The 19778-nt window shown below is 71.1% G+C and carries 10 protein-coding genes; 9 read left to right on the plus strand and 1 reads right to left on the minus strand.

Going from position 1 to position 19778, the window contains the following annotated elements; genetic code table 11:
* The first annotated feature begins 1 nt into the window (after position 1).
* The 4 genes from AB0I68_RS28775 (at position 2) to AB0I68_RS28790 (ending at position 6475) form a co-directional block, all read left to right on the plus strand.
* Entirely contained in the window at positions 2 to 3898 is a 3897-nt protein-coding gene (locus AB0I68_RS28775) for an amino acid adenylation domain-containing protein (protein ID WP_363180274.1), read from the plus strand.
* 81 nt (positions 3899 to 3979) lie between these two features.
* On the plus strand, positions 3980 to 4696 hold the full coding sequence (locus AB0I68_RS28780) for an alpha/beta fold hydrolase (RefSeq protein ID WP_363180275.1): 717 nt from the start codon (positions 3980 to 3982) through the stop codon (positions 4694 to 4696).
* 67 nt (positions 4697 to 4763) lie between these two features.
* Positions 4764 to 5717 (plus strand): ATP-binding cassette domain-containing protein, encoded by a 954-nt coding sequence (locus tag AB0I68_RS28785; protein WP_363180276.1) that lies wholly within the window; start codon positions 4764 to 4766, stop codon positions 5715 to 5717.
* Positions 5714 to 6475 carry an ABC transporter permease gene (locus AB0I68_RS28790; RefSeq protein ID WP_363180277.1) on the plus strand — a complete coding sequence of 254 codons (762 nt, stop codon included), beginning with the start codon at positions 5714 to 5716 and terminating at the stop codon, positions 6473 to 6475. Before AB0I68_RS28785 ends, AB0I68_RS28790 begins: the two co-directional genes overlap by 4 nt.
* 246 nt (positions 6476 to 6721) lie before the next feature.
* Here the strand turns inward: AB0I68_RS28790 and AB0I68_RS28795 are convergent, their stop codons facing one another.
* Positions 6722 to 8239, minus strand: coding sequence for an FAD-dependent monooxygenase (locus AB0I68_RS28795; protein ID WP_363180278.1), 1518 nt, complete (start codon positions 8237 to 8239; stop codon positions 6722 to 6724).
* Positions 8240 to 8649: 410 nt separating this feature from the next.
* Between AB0I68_RS28795 and AB0I68_RS28800 the strand changes: the two genes are divergently transcribed.
* The 5 genes from AB0I68_RS28800 to AB0I68_RS28820 are packed head-to-tail and all read left to right on the plus strand — an operon-like array spanning position 8650 to position 19777.
* Entirely contained in the window at positions 8650 to 8964 is a 315-nt protein-coding gene (locus AB0I68_RS28800) for a phosphopantetheine-binding protein (protein ID WP_363180279.1), read from the plus strand.
* Positions 8961 to 10211: a cytochrome P450 gene (locus AB0I68_RS28805; protein WP_363180280.1), complete on the plus strand. Its 1251-nt coding sequence runs from the start codon at positions 8961 to 8963 to the stop codon at positions 10209 to 10211. Before AB0I68_RS28800 ends, AB0I68_RS28805 begins: the two co-directional genes overlap by 4 nt.
* A complete protein-coding gene (locus AB0I68_RS28810) occupies positions 10208 to 10945 on the plus strand; it encodes an alpha/beta fold hydrolase (RefSeq protein ID WP_363180281.1) in 738 nt (245 codons plus the stop codon). The genes AB0I68_RS28805 and AB0I68_RS28810 overlap by 4 nt, the downstream gene beginning before the upstream one ends.
* Positions 10946 to 10997: 52 nt before the next feature.
* On the plus strand, positions 10998 to 14102 hold the full coding sequence (locus tag AB0I68_RS28815) for a type I polyketide synthase (protein ID WP_363180282.1): 3105 nt from the start codon (positions 10998 to 11000) through the stop codon (positions 14100 to 14102).
* A 47-nt stretch (positions 14103 to 14149) separates the two neighbouring features.
* A complete protein-coding gene (locus AB0I68_RS28820) occupies positions 14150 to 19777 on the plus strand; it encodes an SDR family NAD(P)-dependent oxidoreductase (RefSeq protein ID WP_363180283.1) in 5628 nt (1875 codons plus the stop codon).
* The last annotated feature ends 1 nt before the right edge of the window (position 19778 follow it).

The following is a 19778-nucleotide window of genomic DNA, read 5'->3' on the forward strand; positions in this document are numbered from 1 at the left end:
AATGATTCCGCTGTCATTCGCACAACGCCGTATGTGGCTTCTGCACCAACTGGAGGGCGGGGCGGCGACCTACAACATATCGGCGGCCTTCCGGCTGACCGGAGCCCTGGACCAGGCCGCCCTGGTCGCGGCGATCGGCGACGTGGCCGAACGGCACGAGATCCTGCGCACCACGTACGCGACGGACAGCGAGGGTGAGCCCTACTCGCGGATCCTGCCGGTGGCCGAGGCGTCGCCGCAGGTGCAGGTGGTCGAGGTGGCGCCCGAGGACGTGGCCGGCGCGATCGGCGAGGCCGTCGCGCACGGGTTCGACCTGGAAGGCGAACTCCCCCTGCGGGCACACCTGCTGCGCTGCTCCCCCGAGGAGCACGTGCTGGTCATGGTCGTCCACCACATCGCCTCGGACGGCAGCTCGAGCGCGCCGATGATGCGGGACCTGATCGCCGCCTACGCCGCCCGGCAGAACGGCCGGGCGCCGCAGTGGGAGCCGCTGCCCGTGCAGTACAACCAGTACGCGCAGTGGCAGCGCGAGGTGCTCGGCGACGTGGCCGACCCGGAAAGCCTCGCCGCGCAGCAGGTCGAGTACTGGCGCAAGGAGCTCGACGGGGTCCCGCAGCCGCTGAGCCTGCCGACGGACCGCCCGCGGCCCGCGGAAGCGAATTCGCACGGCGAGACGATCGGCCTCTGCGCGGACCCGGAGGTGGCGGCCGGGCTGCAGAAGCTGGCCGACGAGCGCGGGGCGTCCATGTCGATGGTCCTGCAGGCCGCGCTTGCGGTGCTGCTGCGCAAGCTCGGCGGCGGGGACGACCTGACGATCGGCTCTCCGATCGCGGGGCGGACCGACGAAGCGCTGGCCGATCTGATCGGGTTCTTCGTCAACACCCAGGTGCTGCGCGCGGACCTCTCCGGCAACCCGACGTTCACCGAGCTGCTCGCGCAGGTGCGGGACAAGGCGCTGACGGCCTACGAGTACCAGGACGTGCCGTTCGACCTGCTGGTCGAGGCCATCAACCCCGAGCGCTCCGCGTCCTACCAGCCGCTGTTCCAGGTCATGTTCGCCTGGCAGAGCTACCAGAAGCCGGACCTCGGCATCCCCGGGCTCGACGTCAAGTTCGAGCAGGCCATCCCGTCGACCGCCATGGTCGACCTGTTCTTCAGCCTGACCGTGGACGAGTCGGGCGCGCTGCAGGGCGACCTCCAGTACGCGACCCAGCTGTTCGACCGCGACTCGGCCGAGGTGATCGCCGGCCGGCTCGTCCGGGTGCTGGAGCAGCTGGCCGCCGATCCGACGATGCGCGTCGGGGACGTCGACGTGCTCGGTGCGGCGGAGCGGGAGCGCCTGCTGACCGAGGTGAACGACGCCGGCGGCGAGATCCCCGACGCCACCCTCGTCGAGCTGTTCGAGCGCCAGGCGGCGCAGCACGCGGACGCCGTCGCGGTGACCTACGAGGACACCGCGCTCACGTACGGAGAGGTCAACGCCCGCGCCAACCGGCTCGCGCGGCACCTCGTCGCCCAGGGAGTGGGCCCCGAGTCCCTCGTCGGAGTCTGCCTGGAGCGCTCGGCCGAGCTGGTCGTCGCGCTGCTGGCGGTGCTCAAGGCGGGCGGCGCCTATCTGCCGATCGACCCCGACTCCCCGGCCGACCGCATCGCCTACATCGTCCAGGACGCCCAGCCGGTCCTGCTGGTCACCGCCAGCGACAACGCCGCCGCACAGGAACTGGCCCAGGACCTCCCCCTCGTGCACCTCGACCTCGTCGGGGACCTCGCCGGGGAGAGCGCCGCCGACCTCACCGACGCCGAGCGCCGCACGGCCCTGAGCTCCGCGCACCCGGCGTACGTGATCTACACCTCCGGGTCGACCGGCCGCCCCAAGGGCGTGCTGATCCCGCACAGCAACGTGGTCGGGCTCTTCGCCGCCACCGAGGACTTCGCCTTCGGCGCGGACGACGTGTGGACCCTCTTCCACTCCTACGCCTTCGACTTCTCGGTGTGGGAGCTGTGGGGCCCGCTGCTCCACGGCGGCCGCCTGGTCGTGGTCCCCTACGACGTCTCCCGCTCCCCGGCCGAGTTCCTCCAGCTCCTCGCCCGCGAGCAGGTCACCGTCCTCAACCAGACGCCGTCGGCCTTCTACCAGCTCGTCCAGGCCGACGCCGAGGCTCCCGGCCAGGACCTGGCGCTGCGGTACGTGGTGTTCGGCGGCGAGGCCCTCGACCTCAACCGCCTCGCGGACTGGTACGCGCGCCACGCCTCCGACGCGCCGGTGCTGGTGAACATGTACGGCATCACCGAGACCACCGTCCACGTCACCCGCATCGACCTGGACGAGCACTCCGCCGCCCGCTTCCGGGCCAGCGTGATCGGCCCGGCCGTCCCGGGCCTGCGCGCCTACGTCCTGGACGCCAACCTCATGCCGGCGCCCACCGGCGTGACCGGTGAGCTGTACGTGGCGGGCTACGGCCTGGCCCGCGGCTACCACGGCCGGCCGGAGCTGACCGCGGGACGCTTCGTCGCCTGCCCCTTCGGCGAGCCGGGCGAGCGGATGTACCGCAGTGGCGACCTGGTCCGCTGGTCCAAGAACGGTCAGCTGGAGTACATGGGCCGCGCCGACTCCCAGGTGAAGATCCGCGGCTTCCGCATCGAGCTGGGCGAGATCGAGCAGTCGCTCGCCGGGCACCCGGACGTGGCGCAGGCCGTGGTCCTGGTGCGCGAGAACCAGGCGGACGACAAGCGCATCGTGGCCTACGTGGTGCCCGGGCCGGACGCCGCGGCCGGCGCCGGGTTCGCCGAGCAGCTGTCCGAGTACCTGCGCGGGCGCCTCCCGGACTACATGGTGCCCTCCGCGGTGATCCCGCTGTCGGACATTCCGCTGACCTCGAACGGCAAGCTCGACAAGCGGGCCCTGCCCTCGGAGGACACGAACACCGTGGTCAGCCGGGAGCCGCGCAACGCCTACGAGCGGAAGCTGTGCGCCCTGTACGGCGAGCTGCTCGGCCGGGAGAAGGTCGGCATCGACGACGGCTTCTTCGCGCTCGGCGGGCACTCGCTCCTGGCCACCCGGCTCAGCGTCCGCATCCGCAACGAGTTCGACATCGACATTCCGATCAGGACGATCATCAAGTACCCCACGGTGGCCGAGCTGGCCGCGCTGATGCTCGCCGGCGGTGTTCCCGACGACGACGCCGACACGTTCGCGGTCGTGCTGCCGCTGAACAGCGACCCGGGTACGGGCAAGCCGCCGGTGTGGTTCTTCCACGGAGGCGGCGGGCTGGGCTGGGCGTACTACAGCTTCGTGCTGCACCTTCAGGACCGGCCGGCCTACGCCCTGCAGTCCCGCGGCTCCGACGGCGTGGACACGCTGGCGGGCTCCGTGCAGGAGATGATCGACGACTACGTCACCCAGATGCTGGAGATCCAGCCGGAGGGGCCCTTCTACCTGATCGGCTGGTCCTACGGCGGCACCATCGTGCACGCCGTCGCGGATGCGCTCGACCGCCTCGGGCACGAGGTCTCCCTCGTGGCCATCCTGGACGGCCAGCCCGGCGGGCACGGGTTCACCGAGGTGCACGCCGGCAAGGAGTCGTCGGACTACCGGGCGGAGCTCGAGGACGACTTCAGCCAGTACATCCGCATGGGCAACCGGCAGGGCTTCCTGGACACCATGGCGAAGGTCATGGCGAACAACACGGCCCGCATGATGGATTACGAATCCCCGGCCTACCGCGGCGACGTGCTGTATTTCAACGCGACGCTCGAGGACAAATCGTACGCGCACCTGTGGCGCCCGTACGTCCTCGGTTCCCTCGAGGTGCACGACATGCACGCCACGCACCACGAAATGCACATGCCGGCACCGGTGGCCCAATTCTTCGAGGTCGTCAACCGCAAGCTGCCGTAGCGACCGGACGTCCATGTCCCGGAGCTTTTCAACAAACGATCCAATGGATGATTGGGGTTGGTCGGGGTGACAGAACCCGGCGTGTCCGCGGAACACGGGGACCAGACCACGCTGCTGTGCGTGCCGTTCGCCGGAGCAGGTCCGTCGTTCTTCCACCCGTGGCGGGACCTGTCCGCCGGCCGGTGGCGAGTGACGTCGGTCGAGCTGCCCGGCAGGGAGCGGCGGATCCTGGACGAGCCGTACCGCAATGTCGTCGAAGCGGCCAAGGGCTCGATCGACGACATTGTCGCTGACCTCGGCGAAGGGGCCCGGGTCGTGCTGTTCGGGCACAGCCTCGGCGCGGTGCTCGCGTACGAGCTGGTGCACCTGCTGAGCGCGCGCGGTGTGCACGTCGAGCGGCTGGTCGTCAGCGGCTCGCCGGGGCCGTGGACGCAGCGCGAGAGGCGGGCGACGGGGCTCCAGGACGAGGAGTTCCTCGCCCGGGTCGAGGAGTTCGCGGGGTTCAGGCACGAGGCCCTCGACCACCCGGAGATGCGCGAACTGATCCTCCCCGTGCTGCAGGCCGACTGCGAAATGCACGAGAACTACGTCCCGAGCACCGACGAACTGGTGTCGGTGCCGATCTGCTCGCTGCGGGGCAGCTCCGACGGACTGGTCACCGCGGAAGAGGCTCAGCAGTGGCAGGCGGCGACCACGGATGAATTCAGCTATGCGGAGTTCCCGGGCGATCACATGTATCTGGTCGATCTCGGCCGGGAGGTGCTGGACGTGATCGAGGCGCAGTCCGCCCGCGGCTAGTACAGGGCGGCGGTCCGCGTCAGGGGTGTGACAGGTGGGTGACAGGCCCGGAGAGGAAAGTGGAGGCATGAGAAGTTCAGCGATTGCAGTTTCAGGGCTGCGCAAGGCATATGGCGACAAGGTCGTGCTCGACGGCATCGACTTCGATGTCGCCGAGGGATCGATCTTCTCCCTGCTCGGCCCGAACGGAGCGGGCAAGACGACGACGGTGAACGTCCTGACGACGTTGATGAAGGCCGACGCCGGGACGGTGCGGGTCGCCGGGCACGATGTGGCGACCGCGACCAAGCAGGCACGCGCAGCCATCGGTGTGACGGGTCAGTTCGCCGCGGTGGACGAGCTGCTGTCGGGCCGGGAGAACCTGCAGCTGATGGCTGACCTGAAGCGCGTGCGCTCCGGTGACCAGGTGGTGGCGCGGCTGCTGGAGCGCTTCGACCTGGTGGAGTCGGCGGACAAGCTGTCGGCGACCTACTCCGGCGGTATGCGCCGGAAGCTGGACCTGGCGATGACGCTGGTCGGCAACCCGGAGATCATCTTCCTGGACGAGCCGACGACGGGTCTCGACCCGCGCAGCAGGCGCACGATGTGGGGGATCGTCCGCGAGCTCGTGGCCGAGGGCACCACCATCTTCCTCACCACCCAGTACCTCGAGGAAGCCGACCAGCTCGCCGACCAGATCGCGGTGCTCAACCAGGGCCGCCTGGTCGCCCAGGGCACCCCCGATGAGCTCAAGCGCCAGATCCCGGGCACCCACGTCCGGCTCCGGTTCGCCGACCTCTACGAACTCGACGCGGCGGCGCGGGTCCTGGCCGAGTCCACGCGGGACGACGACGAACTGACCCTGCGGGTGCCGAGCGACGGCGAGACGAGGTCGCTCCGGGCCCTGCTGGAGCGGCTCGACGCGCACTCGATCGACGCCCAGGAGTTCTCGGTGCACCGACCGGACCTCGACGACGTCTTCCTCGCCCTGACCGACCACACGAGCACCGAGCACACGAGCAAGGAGGCGATGGCCCTGTGAGCACTGTCTCGACGCCGTTGGCCGATTCGTCGATCATGTTGCGCCGCAACCTGAAGCACAACGTGCGGAACCCGGTCACGATGTTCAACGCGGTCCTGTTCCCCATTGTGATCATGCTGATGTTCGTCAAGGTGTTCGGTGGCGCGTTCAGCGTCGGCCACAAATACATCGACTACGTGACGCCGGGTCTGCTCGTGATGGCCATCAGCTACGGGCTCGGGGCCACCGCGACGGCCGTGAACTCGGACATGACGAAGGGCATCATCAACCGGTTCAAGGTCATGGACGTCTCCCGCGGCGCCATGCTGACCGGGCACGTCGTCATCACCACGGTGCGCTCCCTGGTGGGCTGCGCCGCCATCATCGGGGTGGCCTTCGCGATGGGGTTCGACCCGGCCGCGAGCGCCGTCGACTGGCTCGGTGTGATCGGTGTCGTCGTGCTGCTCAGCTTCGCGGCCGGCTGGCTCACCGTCGCCATGGGACTGGCCGCGAAGACCGCGGAGTCGGCGGGCATGTCCGCCGTACCGCTGATCATGCTGCCGTTCCTGAGCAGCGCGTTCGTGCCCGCGGACTCGATGGGCGCCGGCGTGCGGCAGTTCGCCGAGTACCAGCCCTTCACCCCGATCATCGAGACGCTGCGCGGGCTGCTCGCGGGCAACCCGCAGAGCGGCGACGCGATCGCGGCCGTCGCCTGGTGCCTCGGGATCGCCCTCCTCGGGTACGTGTGGGCGGTCTCCACGTTCAAGAAGCGAGCGTGACCCCGACCAGCCCCGACCAGCTGGTCAGTGTCCCCCCAGAGCCGCCTCGGCGATCCGCGCACCGCGCGTCGCCGAGGCGGCTTCGCGCGCGCTCACGGCGCCCCCGGCCAGGGACACCGCACACGGCATCCACCCCACACGACAGCGGCGGCCGTCAAGACCACAACCAGGTCTTGACGGCCGCCGCCGCGCGAGCCCCCGAACGAACCGGCAACGTCCCGCAATGCGGTCAGTTCGGGCGGTGTCTCACCCCTGAAGGGCCGGACCGAACCAGGTGGCGAGGGCGGTCCGGAGCCCGGAGGTGTCGGGCGCGTCGCCAGGGTCGGCCGCCCAGGCGACATGGCCGTCGGGGCGGATGAGGAGCGCGGCGGGGGCGGGGATCTCGCCGACGGCCGGGACGGGCCAGTGGTCGTCCTCGCTCCGCGCCTCGACGAGGTCGACGCGATCGGCCCAGCCCTCGACGGCCGCCGCCACCTCGGTGCTGCCGCACAGGTCGAGCAGTACGGGGCGGCCGGCGTGCAGCAGCTCGCAGACGCGGGTGGCGCCGTCGGACATCTTGAGGTCGGCGTCGGGGACCCGGCGGCCCGCCAGCTGGTGGTCGCCGTCGACCGGGTACCGGATGTCCAGTGCGGTCAGCATGCCGCGCAGGTACCCGTTGACGTTGTCGAACACCATGAGCGAGCCGAACACCTCGCGCAGTGCGTCCGTCTGTGCGCCGGGGCGGGCCAGGGCCGACTGCGCCCGGGTGTTGTGCAGAACGCGCTCCCCGACGGGGTGGCGCTCGGCGTGGTAGGTGTCCAGCAGGCTCTCCGGCGCCTTGCCGCGCACCACCGAGGCGAGCTTCCAGCCGAGGTTGACCGCGTCCTGCACGCCCATGTTCAGCCCCTGCCCGCCGGCCGGGAAGTGGATGTGCGCCGCGTCGCCCGCGAGCAGCACCCGGCCCTGCCGGTACTGGGCGGCCTGCCGCGCGGCGTCGTTGAACCGGGAGATCCACCGCGGGCTGTGCATGCCGAAGTCGGTGCCCGCGACCCTGATCAGGGACTCCCGGAGCTGCTCGAACGTCACGGGTTCGTCGCGGTCCGCGACGTGGTCGTACTCGGATGTGATCACCCGGAACCAGCCCGGCTCGAAGGCGATCGCCGACCAGTCGCCGCCGGCACAGCGGCGCACCCAGACGTAGTCCTCGGGCAGATCGGGGAGTTCGACGTCGCCGATCAGCGCGGTCATCGTCGCCGCAGTGCCGGGGAAGTCGATGCCCGACAGCTTGCGCACCGTGCTGCGCCCGCCGTCGCAGCCCACGAGGTAGCGGGCGCGCAGCGTCGCGGGGGCCGCCTCCGCCGTCGTCAGTTCGACCGTCACGCCGGCCTCGTCCTGCTGGATTCCGCTTACCTCGGACGCCCTGCGCACCCGCACGCCGAGCTCGGCGGCCCGCTCCTCCAGCAGCTGCTCGATGGCGGACTGCAGGATCATCAGCGGATAGGGGTGCCTGGATTCGAACTCGTCGAAGTCCAGATAAAGGCCGGAGAAGTGGCCCACCGGCTGCAGTGAGCCGGCCGCGAGGAAGCGATCCAGGATTCCGCGCTGGTCCAGCACTTCCAGGGTGCGGGAGTGCATCCCGCCGGCTCGCGATTCGCCCGTCCGCTCCGGGAGCCGCTCGACCACCTCCACGTCGACGCCCGCCAGCCGCAGCTCGCAGGCAAGCATCAGACCTGTCGGCCCGGCGCCCGCAATCACCACGTCTGTGTCGATGCCGCTGTGTCCCACGTCGTTCCCCCTCATTCCACTGCGCCTCTAACTTCGTTAAATACCTTCAGGTTCACGGAACGTGGATCAGCCGGTCAAGGAACGCCGGTGCCGGGACGGGGCAGGCCGCTGTCGAAGTTGCCCTGTCCCGCCGGCGGGACGGTCCGACGGGGAGCGGACGTTCCGGGGGCGTCAGCATGCAGGCTTGCCGGTCCACTCTCAACCCCATCGGCCGGCGGGCAGCGGACACCACCAACACGGTGTGAGTGGACGCGAATTCACGCGACACTCGATTCGGCCATTCGAGGATTTGTCTCGGGCGCGGGACGGCGTAAAGGGCCCCGGCGGTCGTGATGGCGGTGACGGTCCGAAGACAGGGCCGAAAAGGACGAGCGGGCACTCCCGGTCGTCGGAGGAAGGAAGGACTGGCAATGGAATCGTCGCCGCAGGTGGTCCACCAGCGAGGTGGACAGGATGAGACGTCAGAACGACAGGCCGCGCCTTCGAGCGCGCCGGTGTCGCTGGCGCAGGAAATTGCTGAGCTGTGGAGGGAAATCCTCGGCTGCCCCGGGGTCGGGGTGGAAGACGACTTCTTCGCGCTCGGCGGCAATTCGCTGTCCGGAATCAAGATTATCGACCAGGTGTCGCAGGACTACGGCGTCCGGCTGTCCGTGCGCGACTTCTACCTGGCGCAGACCCCGACCCGGGTCGCCGAGCTGATTGAGCAGGGGAGGGCGGCGGCGTGAGGTTGACGCCTGGCCCCGGGCGCGACATCGACCTCGACAGCGTCGACCTGTTCGACCTGGACCTCTACACGTCGGGCGATCCCCACCCGATCTGGGACGTGATGCGGGCGAAGGCCCCCCTGCACCACCAGGTCCTGCCGGACGGCCGCGAGTTCTGGTCGGTGACGCGCTACGAGGACGTCCACCGCGTGCTCGCAGACCACCGCGAGTTCACCTCGGAACGCGGCACGGTCCCCACCCACCTCGGGACGGACGACGTCGCGGCCGGCGTGCTGATGACGTCCACCGACCCGCCGCGGCACACCGAGGTCCGCCGGCCGCTCGGCTCCAAGCTCACCGCGCGGGCGGTGAAGTCCTGGGAAGACAGCATCCGCGGGACGGTCGTGCGCTTCCTCCAGCCGGCGCTCGACGGCGAGGTCTTCGACCTGGCCGAGAAGGCGCTGCTCCTCCCGGCGATGGTCACGGGCCCCCTGCTGGGGATCCCGGAGAAGGACTGGGCAGAACTCGTCCAGCTGACCGCGATGGTGACGGCCCCTTCGGACCCGCACTTCCAGCTGGGCAGCGAGGCCGCGACCCTGGCCATCTCCCACCACGAGCTCGTCACCTACGTCAAGGAATGGGTCAAGACCCGGCGGGAGACCGGTGAAGAGGGCGAGAGCCTGCTCCACCACCTCATGAGCGTCAGCCCGGGCGGCGTGCCGCTGAGCGACGAGGAGATCGCCCTCGACGGCTACAGCATCCTCCTGGGCGCCAACGTGACGACGCCGCACACCGTCTCGGGCACGGTGGAGGCGCTCATCGAGCGCCCCGAGCAGTTCGAGAAGGCGGCTGCCGACCTGTCGCTGATCCCGAACCTGGTCGAGGAAGGGCTGCGCTGGACGTCGGCCGCGTGCAACTTCATGCGGTACGCGGTGGACGACGTCGAGATCGGCGGGGGCACCATCCCGGCCGGCGGCGCGGTCGTGGCGTGGATCGGATCGGCCAACCGGGACGAGTCCCTGTTCCCCGACCCGCACACCTTCGACATCACGCGGGCCGGGGCCAAGCGCCAGGCCGCGTTCGGGTTCGGTACGCACTTCTGCATCGGGGCGCCGCTGGCCCGGATGACGCTGCGCATCTTCTTCGAGGAACTGCTCCAGCGCTTCGAGTCGATCGAGCTCGCCGGCGAACCGCAGCACCTGCGGTCGTACTTCATCGCCGGAATGACCCACCTCCCCATCGTCGGCAAGAAACGACAGACGCCATGACAACCGGCACCACCACCGCCACCTCGCCGTGGTTCGTCCGGCCGCAGTCCACCGAGCACCCCGCCCGGATCTTCTGCTTCCCCTTCTCCGGGTCCGGGGCGTCGGCGTTCAGCGCCTGGCCGGCCGCGATCGACGACGTCGAGGTCTGCCCCGTGCAGTTCCCCGGCCGCGAGAACCGGCTGGGCCACCCCCACTACGGCACCTACGAGAACCTCGCCGCGAGCCTGGTCGAACCGCTGGAGCCGCTGCTCGACCGGCCGTACGCGCTCTTCGGGCACTGCGCGGGCGCGCTGCCCGCGTACGAGACCGTGGTCCGGCTCGCCGAACTCGGCCTGCCCGGTCCGGCCTGCCTCTTCGTGTCGGGCCAGCCGGCCCCGCACGACGCCTCGCGCGACCGGATGCTCACCATGACCGAGCCCGAGCTGCGCGCCGAGCTGGAGGCGTTCCTCCGCAGCCGCGGGATCGAGCCGCGGCCGGACATGATCGACATGGGCATGTTCGTGCTGCTCCGTGACCACGCCGCCGCGGGCGCGTACCGGCGGCCGGAGCCCGTCAAGGTGGACTGCCCCATCGTCGTCCTGCACTGGCGGGACGACCCCGACGTGAGCCTCGACGAGCTCGAAGGGTGGCGTCAGTACTCGGATTCGGTCGACATCCGGGTGGTCGACGGCGGCCACTACGACTTCATGGACGCGCCGGACGAGCTGCAGAAGTTGCTGACCTGCTGGCGGTGAAAGCAGTGCAGCCCGTAAGAGCCGTATGCCGAGGAAACCGGAAGGAATTCGTATGAGTGGCGCAGCCGCCGACATTGCCGTCATCGGGATGTCGTGCCGTTTCCCCGGTGTGAACAACCCGGGTGAGTTCTGGCGCTTGCTGCTCGACGGGGAGTCGACCGTCGGGACGTTCCCCGAGCCCCGGGCGGCCGGATCGGACTACCGGTCCCACCCGGATGCGGACACCCTGCACTCGGGTTCGTTCCTCGACTCCGTCGATGGGTTCGACGCGGAGTTCTTCGGCACGGGTCCGGCGGAGGCCGCCGCCATGGACCCCGTGCAGCGGCTCGGGCTGGAGCTCGCCTGGGAGGCCGTCGAAGACGCCCGGGTCCCGGCGAGCGCGCTCGCGGGCCGCGAGATCGACGTCGTGGTCGCCGCCGCGCCGTCCGGGTACGACCTGCTGCGCAAGCTGTCCGGAAGCGACCGGGACGACCACTACGCCGCGCTCGGTTCGAGCGGTGCGCTGATCGCGAACCGGATCTCCAGCCTGTTCGACGTCCGCGGCATGAGCTTCTGCGCGGACTCCGGCCAGTCCTCCTCGCTCGTGTCACTGGCGCTGACGTGCGACCGGATCCGCAGCGGCGCGGTCGACATGGCGATCGCGGGCGGCGTGCACCTGATCGTCGACCCGGAAGCGGGACTGGGCCTCGCGAACCTGGGCGCCCTGTCGCCCGACGGCCGCTGCTTCACCTTCGACGAGCGGGCCAGCGGTTTCGCCCGCGGCGAGGGCGGGGCGTTCGTCGTCCTGAAGCGGCTCGACCTCGCCGTCGCCGACGGCGACCACGTCTACGCCGTGGTGCGCGGCTGGGGCGTCGGCAGCGGCGGCGCGTCCACCCGGATGCCCGACCCCAGCCCCACCGGGCAGGCGGCGGCCGTGCGGGCCGCGCTCGCCGGCGCGGACGTCCCCTTCGACAGCATCGACTACGTCGAGGCCCACGGCACCGGCACCCGCATGGGCGACCCGGCCGAGATCTCCGGTCTGCGCGAGGTGTTCCGGGACACCGGCCGCAGCCGCCCCCTGACGATCGGCTCGGCCAAGACCAACGTCGGACACCTGGAGCCGGCCGCGGGCATGGTCGGCTTCGTGAAGGCGGCGCTCTGCGTGGACCGCGCCCACCTGGTCCCGAGTCTGAACTTCCGCGCTGCGAACCCCAACATCGAGGACTTCCACGAGGACTTCGAGGTCCTGACGGCGGCGCGGCCCTGGAAGGGCGAGCCCGGCCGGCCGCGCCGCGCCGGGGTGTCGGCCTTCGGCATGGGCGGCACCAACGCGCACGTGATCCTCGAACAGGCCCCCGAGGCGCAGACGGAACCCCGTGCCGCAGGTGAGGACGTGACCTCCGCGGGCGTTCCCGGCGTGCTGCCGTGGGTGCTCTCGGCGCGGTCGGCGCAGGCCCTGCGTGAGCAGGCGGCGCGGTTGCGGGACCTCGTGGCCGCGGACGCCTCGCTGCCGGCGGCCGACGTCGGCCACTCGCTGGTTACGGCGCGCTCGCTGTTCGAGCACCGGGCCGTGGTCCTGAGCGGCAGCCGTGAGGAGGCGCTGGCCGGCCTCGACCTGGTCGCGGCGGGCGGCGACTCGGCGCGGGCGGTTCGCGGCGTGGCCACGGGGCCGGCGGGTCCCGTCGTCTTCGTGTTCCCCGGTCAGGGGTCGCAGTGGCTGGGCATGGGGAAGCAGCTGTACGCGGAGTCGGAGGTCTTCGCGCGCGCGATCGACGCGTGCGCGCGGGCTCTGGAGCCGTGGGTGGACTGGTCGCTGGTGGACGTGGTGACCGGTGCGGAGTCGGCTGCGTCGCTGGACCGGGTGGACGTGGTTCAGCCGGCCCTGTTCGCGATGATGGTGTCGTTGGCGCAGGTGTGGCGGTCGCTGGGAGTGGTCCCCGACGCTGTGGTGGGGCACTCGCAGGGCGAGATCGCCGCGGCGTGCGTGTCGGGCGCACTCTCGCTCGAGGACGCGGCGCGGATCGTTGCCCTGCGCAGCCGGGCACTGACCGACCTGGCCGGCCTGGGCGGCGGGATGAGCGCGGTCGCCGCGCCCTCCGCATGGGTTCAGGACCGGTTGGAGCAGTGGTCCGGCAGGCTTTCCGTGGCCGCCGTCAACGGGCCGGCGTCCGTGGTGATCGCCGGGGACGGCGAGGCGCTGGACGAGTTCGCCGCGATGGCGGACGGTGAAGGTGTCCGGGTGCGACGGGTCAAGGTGGACTACGCGTCGCACTCCCACCACGTCGAAAGCATCCGTGCTCGTCTGCTCGAGGACACCGCGGCCGTCTCGCCGAGGGAATCCGCGGTGAAGTTCCACTCCACGGTCACCGGCGGGCTGCTCGACACCCGCGTGCTCGACGGCGCGTACTGGTACGACAACCTGCGCTCGATGGTGCGTTTCGGCGAGGTCGTCGAAGAGCTGATGCGTGACCGCGGCGGTGTGTTCGTGGAGGTCAGCCCGCATCCCGTGCTCCAGGTGGCGATGGAGGAGGCCGCCGACGCGCTGGCGACCCCGCCGGTGCTGGCGAGCACCCTGCACAAGCGCGACGGGAGTGCGGGCAAGGTCCTGGCGTCGCTGGCCGAGCTGCACGTGCGCGGTGTGCCGGTGAACTGGAAGGCGGTGTTCGCCGCGGGCCGGCCGCGCCGGATCGGCCTGCCGACCTACGCGTTCCAGCGGCAGCGGTACTGGCTGACGGCGCCCGCCGACACCGACACCGACACCACGAACAGCCCCGCCGCGCAGACGAGCGGACCGGGCACGAGCACCGCGACAGCGGACCTGGGCTCGGAATCAGCGGTCCTCGCCCTCGTGTGCGCCGAAACGGCAGCGCTGCTGAGTGCGAAGAACGCGGCTCTGACGGGCGCCGATCTCGTGGCGAGGTCGGCCGACACCTTCAAGGTTCTGGGATTCGACTCTTCGCTCGCCGTGGGGCTCCGCAACCGGCTCGCCGCGGCGGCCGGCGTACGGCTCCCGGCCACCGTCGCGTTCACCTACCCCACTCCGCAGGGGCTGGCACGCCACATCTTCTCCCTCCTCGAGCCGCAGGCGCCCGACGCCCCGGAAGCGGTGGAGGAAGAGAGGCCGGAGAGTCGCAGTGATGATGATTTGTACGCATTGATAGAACGCGGATACGTGTAGCAGCACCGCAACACCGTTCTTCGAAGCAACTGTTGGGGGAGGCCCTGGTGGAGGATGTCGACAAGCTCCGGTCCTACTTGCGACGCGCCGTTGGCGACGCGCAGGACCTGCGCGATCGGGTGCGCGAGCTGGAGGAGTCCGCTCGCGAGCCCATCGCCGTCGTGGGGGTGGGATGTCGCTTCCCGGGTGGGGTGACGTCCCCCGAAGGGCTGTGGGGAGTCGTGTCCGACGGCGTGGACGCGATGAGCGACTTCCCGGACGACCGCGGATGGGACCTGGAGGCGCTGTACGACCCGGACCCCGAGGCAACCGGGAAGACGTACACGCGCACCGGTGGATTCCTGCACGACCTCCCGGAGTTCGACGCGCCGTTCTTCGGCATCAGCCCGCGTGAGGCGCTGTCGATGGATCCCCAGCAGCGGGTGATGCTGGAGACGTCGTGGGAGGCGCTGGAGCGGGCGGGCATGGACCCGGCCGCCCTGCGCGGTTCGGCGACCGGCGTGTTCACCGGGATCTACGGCGTCGACTACGGCCCGCGGATGGGCGGCGGCGCGGCCGGCGAGGTGGAGGGCTTCTCGCTCACGGGCACGCACACCAGCGTGGCCTCGGGCCGGGTGGCGTACACGCTGGGCCTCGACGGCCCGGCGGTGTCGACCGACACCGCGTGCTCGTCGTCGCTCGTCGCCGTCCACCTGGCCGTGCGGTCCCTGCGTTCCGGTGAGTGCACGCTGGCGCTGGCCGGCGGAGTGTCGACGATGCCGACTCCCGGGATGTTCGTGGAGCTCGCCCGTCAGCGCGGCCTGTCGGCCGACGGCCGCTGCAAGGCGTTCGCCGACGCGGCGGACGGCACCGGCTTCTCCGAGGGCGCGGGCGTCCTGGTCCTCGAACGGCTCTCCGACGCGCGCCGCAACGGCCGCCGCATCTGGGCCGTGATCCGCGGCTCGGCGATGAACCAGGACGGCGCGTCCAACGGCCTGACCGCGCCGAACCCCCTGGCGCAGCAGCGGGTCATCCGGGCCGCCCTGGCCGACGCCGGGCTGCACACGGGCGACGTGGACGTGGTGGAGGCGCACGGCACCGGCACGATGCTGGGCGACCCCATGGAGGCCGAAGCCCTGCTGGCCACCTACGGGCAGGACCGGGACTCCGACAGCCCGCTGTGGCTGGGCTCGCTGAAGTCGAACATCGGCCACACGCAGGCGGCCGCGGGCGCAGGCGGAATGATCAAGATGATCATGGCGATGCGCCACGGCGTGCTGCCCAAGACACTGCACGTGGACCGCCCGTCGACGCACGTCGACTGGTCGGCCGGTGCGGTCGAGCTGCTCACCGAGGCCCGGGAATGGGCCGACGCACCGGGCCGGCCCCGGCGCGCGGGCATCTCGTCCTTCGGCATCAGCGGCACCAACGCGCACCTGATCCTCGAGCAGGTACCCGAGACCGCCGAGCAGGTACCCGAGGCCGCGCAGGCCCCGGCCCGTCCTGCCGCGGTCTCCACCACCGGCCAGGCGTCCGACGGCGCCGCCGGGGCGGTGCCGTGGGTCCTGTCGGCGCGGTCGGCCGAGGCCCTGCGGGAGCAGGCGCTGCGGCTGCGCGACACCGTGGCCGCGGACGCGGCCCTGCCGCTCGCGGGCGTCGGGCACGCGCTGGTGACGACGCGATCGCTGTTCGAACACCGCCAGGTGGTGATCGGCTCCGACCGCGACGGACTCCTCGCCGCCCTGGCCGCCGTTGCCGCAGGTGACGAGGGCGGTCTTGCCGGTGTGGTGTCCGGAGTCGCGAAGCCGGTGGGCAAGACGGTGTTCGTGTTCCCGGGCCAGGGGGCCCAGTGGGCCGAGATGGGGCGGGAGCTGTGGGAGTCCTCCCCGGCGTTCGCCGAGCAGCTGCGCGCGTGCGCGGGGGCGCTGGAGCCGTGGGTGTCCTGGTCGTTGATCGACACCGTGTGCGGAGGGCCGGAGGCGGCGGACCTGGATGACGTGGCCGTCGTCCAGCCGGTGCTGTTCGCGGTGATGGTGTCGCTGGCCCAGGTGTGGCGTTCGCTGGGGGTGACCCCGGATGCGGTCATCGGCCACTCCCAGGGTGAGATCGCCGCGGCCTTCATCGCGGGCGTCCTGACGCTGGAGGACGCGGCGAAGATCGTGGCCGTACGGTCCCGGCTGCTGGCCACGGCCGCCGGGCAGGGCGGCATGGCCGCGATCCTGTTGCCCGAACAACGGGTGCGGGAGCTGCTGGGGCGGTGGGGCGGCCGGGTCGGGATCGCCGCGGTCAACGGACCGAACTCGACGACGGTCTCGGGTGAGACCTCGGCGGTCGAGGAACTGGTCGCGACCTGCGAATCCGAGGGTGCTCGCGCGCGGATGGTCAAGTCGAGCGTTCCCGGGCACTCGTCGCTGATGGACCAGTTCGAGGACCGGCTTCAGGACGAGCTGGGCCGGATCACCCCCGCGCCCTCGCCGGTGGCGATCTACTCGACGGTGACCGGTGGGCTGATCGACCCCGCGGATCTGGACACGGCCTACTGGTTCCGCAACCTGCGGGAACCGGTCCAGTTCGAAGCCGCCATGAGGCGCCTCGTCGAGCAGGAGCCCAACAGCGCGGTCATCGAGGTCAGCCCGCACCCGCTGCTCACGATGAACATCCAGGAGATATTCGACACCACCCCCGGTGCCACCGGGTTCGCGGTGGGCTCGCTGCGCCGCGACGAGGGCGGGTTCGCACGGTTGTACCAGTCGGCGGCCGAGGCCTTCGTGGCGGGCGTCGCGGTGTCGTGGGAGGCGGCGTTCCCGGGCTGGGACGGCCGGTGGGCCGACTTGCCCACGTACGCCTTCCAGCGGCAGCGCTACTGGCTGAACACGCCCAACGAGACCACCACCCAGAGCACGTCGGACCATCCGCTGCTCGACGCCGTCATCGATCTGCCCGATGACGCAGAGCACGGTGGAGTGGTGGGAGGCGGCCGCCTGTCGCTGGAACGCCACCCGTGGCTCGCCGACCACGTGGTCCACGGCGCCGTCCTGGTGCCGGCGACGGTGCTGGCGGAGCTGGCGGTGTGGGCGGCGAACAAGGCCGGATGCGACGTCGTCCACGAACTCACCCTGGAAACACCGCTGGTGCTGTCCCGGACGGCCGATCGCGAGATCCGCGTGGTGGTCGATGGCAAGCGTGTGGTCAGCGTGCACTCACGGGGCGAGGGCGAACCGCAGTGGACGCGGAACGCCGTCGGGGTCGTCGGTTCCGACACCGGCGCAACCCCCGGGGAGGAAGACCTCCTCTCGTGGCCGCCCGCGGGCGCGGTCAGCGTGCCCTTCGAGGACGAGTACACGCGGCTCGCCGCCCTCGGGTACGGCCACGGGCCCCTGTTCCGCGGTCTGAAGGCGGTGTGGCGGCAGGGCGACGCCCTGTTCGCGGAGGTGGAGCTGCCCGCGCCCGACGGAGCGGACCGGGGCCGGTTCCGGATCCACCCGGCCCTGCTCCACGCCGCGCTGCTCCCGATCGGCCTGGGCCGGATCGTCGACAACTCCCGGCCCGAAGGCTGGCTGCCGTTCCACTGCACGGGCATCCGCGTGAACGCCGCCGAGCCGGCCGCGCTGCGGGTCCGTCTCTCGCCCGCGGGGGAGAACGCGCTGTCCGTGACCCTCGCGGATCAGAACGGAGCACCTGTCGGCGGCATCGAATCGCTGAGCCTGCGGCCCGCGGACGTCGGGAAGCTGACCGAGCTGAGCTTCGACCACCAGGACTCGCTGTTCCAGGTGGACTGGGCCCCCCTCTCGGTCCCGTCCGCTGCACCCACAGGCCGGTACGCGGTGCTGGGAGCACCCGACGCGGTCACCGCATCCCTGGGACAGGGCGGCGCGGTCTTCGCCGACCTCGGGGAACTCGCCGCTTCCGGCGGGGAGACGCCCCCGGTCGTCATCGCCCGGATCGATCGGGCGGGCGCGGACGGCGGTGACACACCCGCGGCCGTCGAGCGCAACGTCCACCGTGTGCTGCGGTGGACGCAGGACTGGCTCTGCGACGACCGGTTCTCCACGTCACGCCTGGTCATCGTGACGCGGGATGCGTTCCACGACGAGCAGGTTCCCCACGTCGACCCCGCGGCAGCCGCGATCTGGGGATTCGTGCGCACCGCGCAGACCGAGAACCCGGGCCGGTTCACGCTCGTGGACACGGACGACCAGCCCGGTTCGTGGGCCTGCGTCCCGGCGGCGGCCGCATCCGGAGAACTCCAGCTCAAGATCCGAGCCGGCATCGTGACCACTCCGCAACTGGCACACGCCCACGGCGCGTCCGCCGGTCACGGATCCCCCGGCGCGGCGGACGACGTTCCCGCGCTCGGGTCCGGGACGGTGCTGATCACGGGTGGCACCAGCGGCCTGGGCGCGATGCTGGCCCGGCACCTCGTGGAGCACCATGGCGTGGGCCGGCTGGTGCTGACCAGCAGGCGGGGCCTGGAGGCTCCGGCGGCGGCAGGGCTGCGGGAGGAGCTGACCGGGGCGGGAGCGCAGGTCGAGGTCGTGGCCTGCGACGTCACGAGCCGTGACTCCGTCGCCGGGCTGATCGCGGCGGTGCCGTCCGAGCACCCGCTGACGGCGGTGATCCACTGCGCGGGTGTGCTGGACGACGGCGTCATCGAGGCGCTGACCGAGGACCGCGTGGACACGGTCCTCGCGCCGAAGGTGCGCGGCGCCTGGCACCTGCACGAGCTGACCAGGCACCTGGACCTCTCCGCGTTCGTGCTGTTCTCCTCGATCGCGAGTGTGCTCGGGACGGCGGGACAGGCCAACTACGCGGCGGCCAACGCGTTCCTCAACGGTCTGGCGGAAGCCCGCCGGGCCGAGGGACTGCCGGCCACCTCGCTGTGCTGGGGCTTCTGGGCGCAGCGCAGTGAGATGAGCGCCGACATCGGCGACGTGGACGTCGTACGCCTGCAACGGCAGGGCGTGCTGCCGATGTCGTCGCAGGAGGGGCTCGCGCTCTTCGACGCGGCGATCTCGGTGGACGAGCCGGTGCTGGTGCCCACGCGACTGAACCTCTCGGCACTGGGCGCGCCGCATGCCGGCCACATGGGTTCGCCCCTCCTGCGCAGTCTGACCGGGACGTTCGCCGGACCTGGCGGCTCGGGGAGCCGGAATTCCGCCGACATCGGACTCGCGCAGCAGCTGAGGTCGCTGCCGTCGGCCGACGCGGAGGCGCTGTTGCTCGATGCCATTCGGACCCAGACCGCGATCGTCCTCGGCCACCCGGACACCAGGAAGATCGGTCCCGCTGCGACGTTCAAGAAACTGGGGATCGATTCGCTCACGGCGCTGGAACTGCGGAACAAGCTGTCGGCGGTGACCGGCTTGAAGCTGCCCTCCACGCTCGTCTTCGACCACCCGAATCCGAGCGCCCTCGCCCAGTTCCTGAACGCGAGGATCACCCCCGGCTCCGGTCCCGGCCCGCAATCCCCGGCTGATCACCTCGCCAAGGAGATCGAAGGACTGGGCGCGCGGCTCGAGGACGCGTTCCTCGGGCTCGCGCAGGAGGAGCAGGCCACCATTTCCACTCTGCTCGGCGAGCTGCAGGGCCGGGTCCGTTCGCTGGCGAGCGTCGGAGCACCGGTCGGCATCGCCGACCAGATCAGTTCGGCCTCGGTGGGAGACCTTCTCTCGCTGCTCGACAAAGAGCTCGGCTAGG

This window comes from Streptomyces sp. NPDC050448, assembly GCF_040655295.1.
GTDB lineage: Bacteria > Actinomycetota > Actinomycetes > Streptomycetales > Streptomycetaceae > Streptomyces.

Coding starts and splice junctions, on each gene's coding strand:
- AB0I68_RS28775 (WP_363180274.1), top strand. CDS start 2: ATGATTCCGCTGTCATTCGCACAACGCCGTATGTGGCTTCTGCACCAA.
- AB0I68_RS28785 (WP_363180276.1), top strand. CDS start 4,764: ATGAGAAGTTCAGCGATTGCAGTTTCAGGGCTGCGCAAGGCATATGGC.
- AB0I68_RS28810 (WP_363180281.1), top strand. CDS start 10,208: ATGACAACCGGCACCACCACCGCCACCTCGCCGTGGTTCGTCCGGCCG.
- AB0I68_RS28800 (WP_363180279.1), top strand. CDS start 8,650: ATGGAATCGTCGCCGCAGGTGGTCCACCAGCGAGGTGGACAGGATGAG.
- AB0I68_RS28815 (WP_363180282.1), top strand. CDS start 10,998: ATGAGTGGCGCAGCCGCCGACATTGCCGTCATCGGGATGTCGTGCCGT.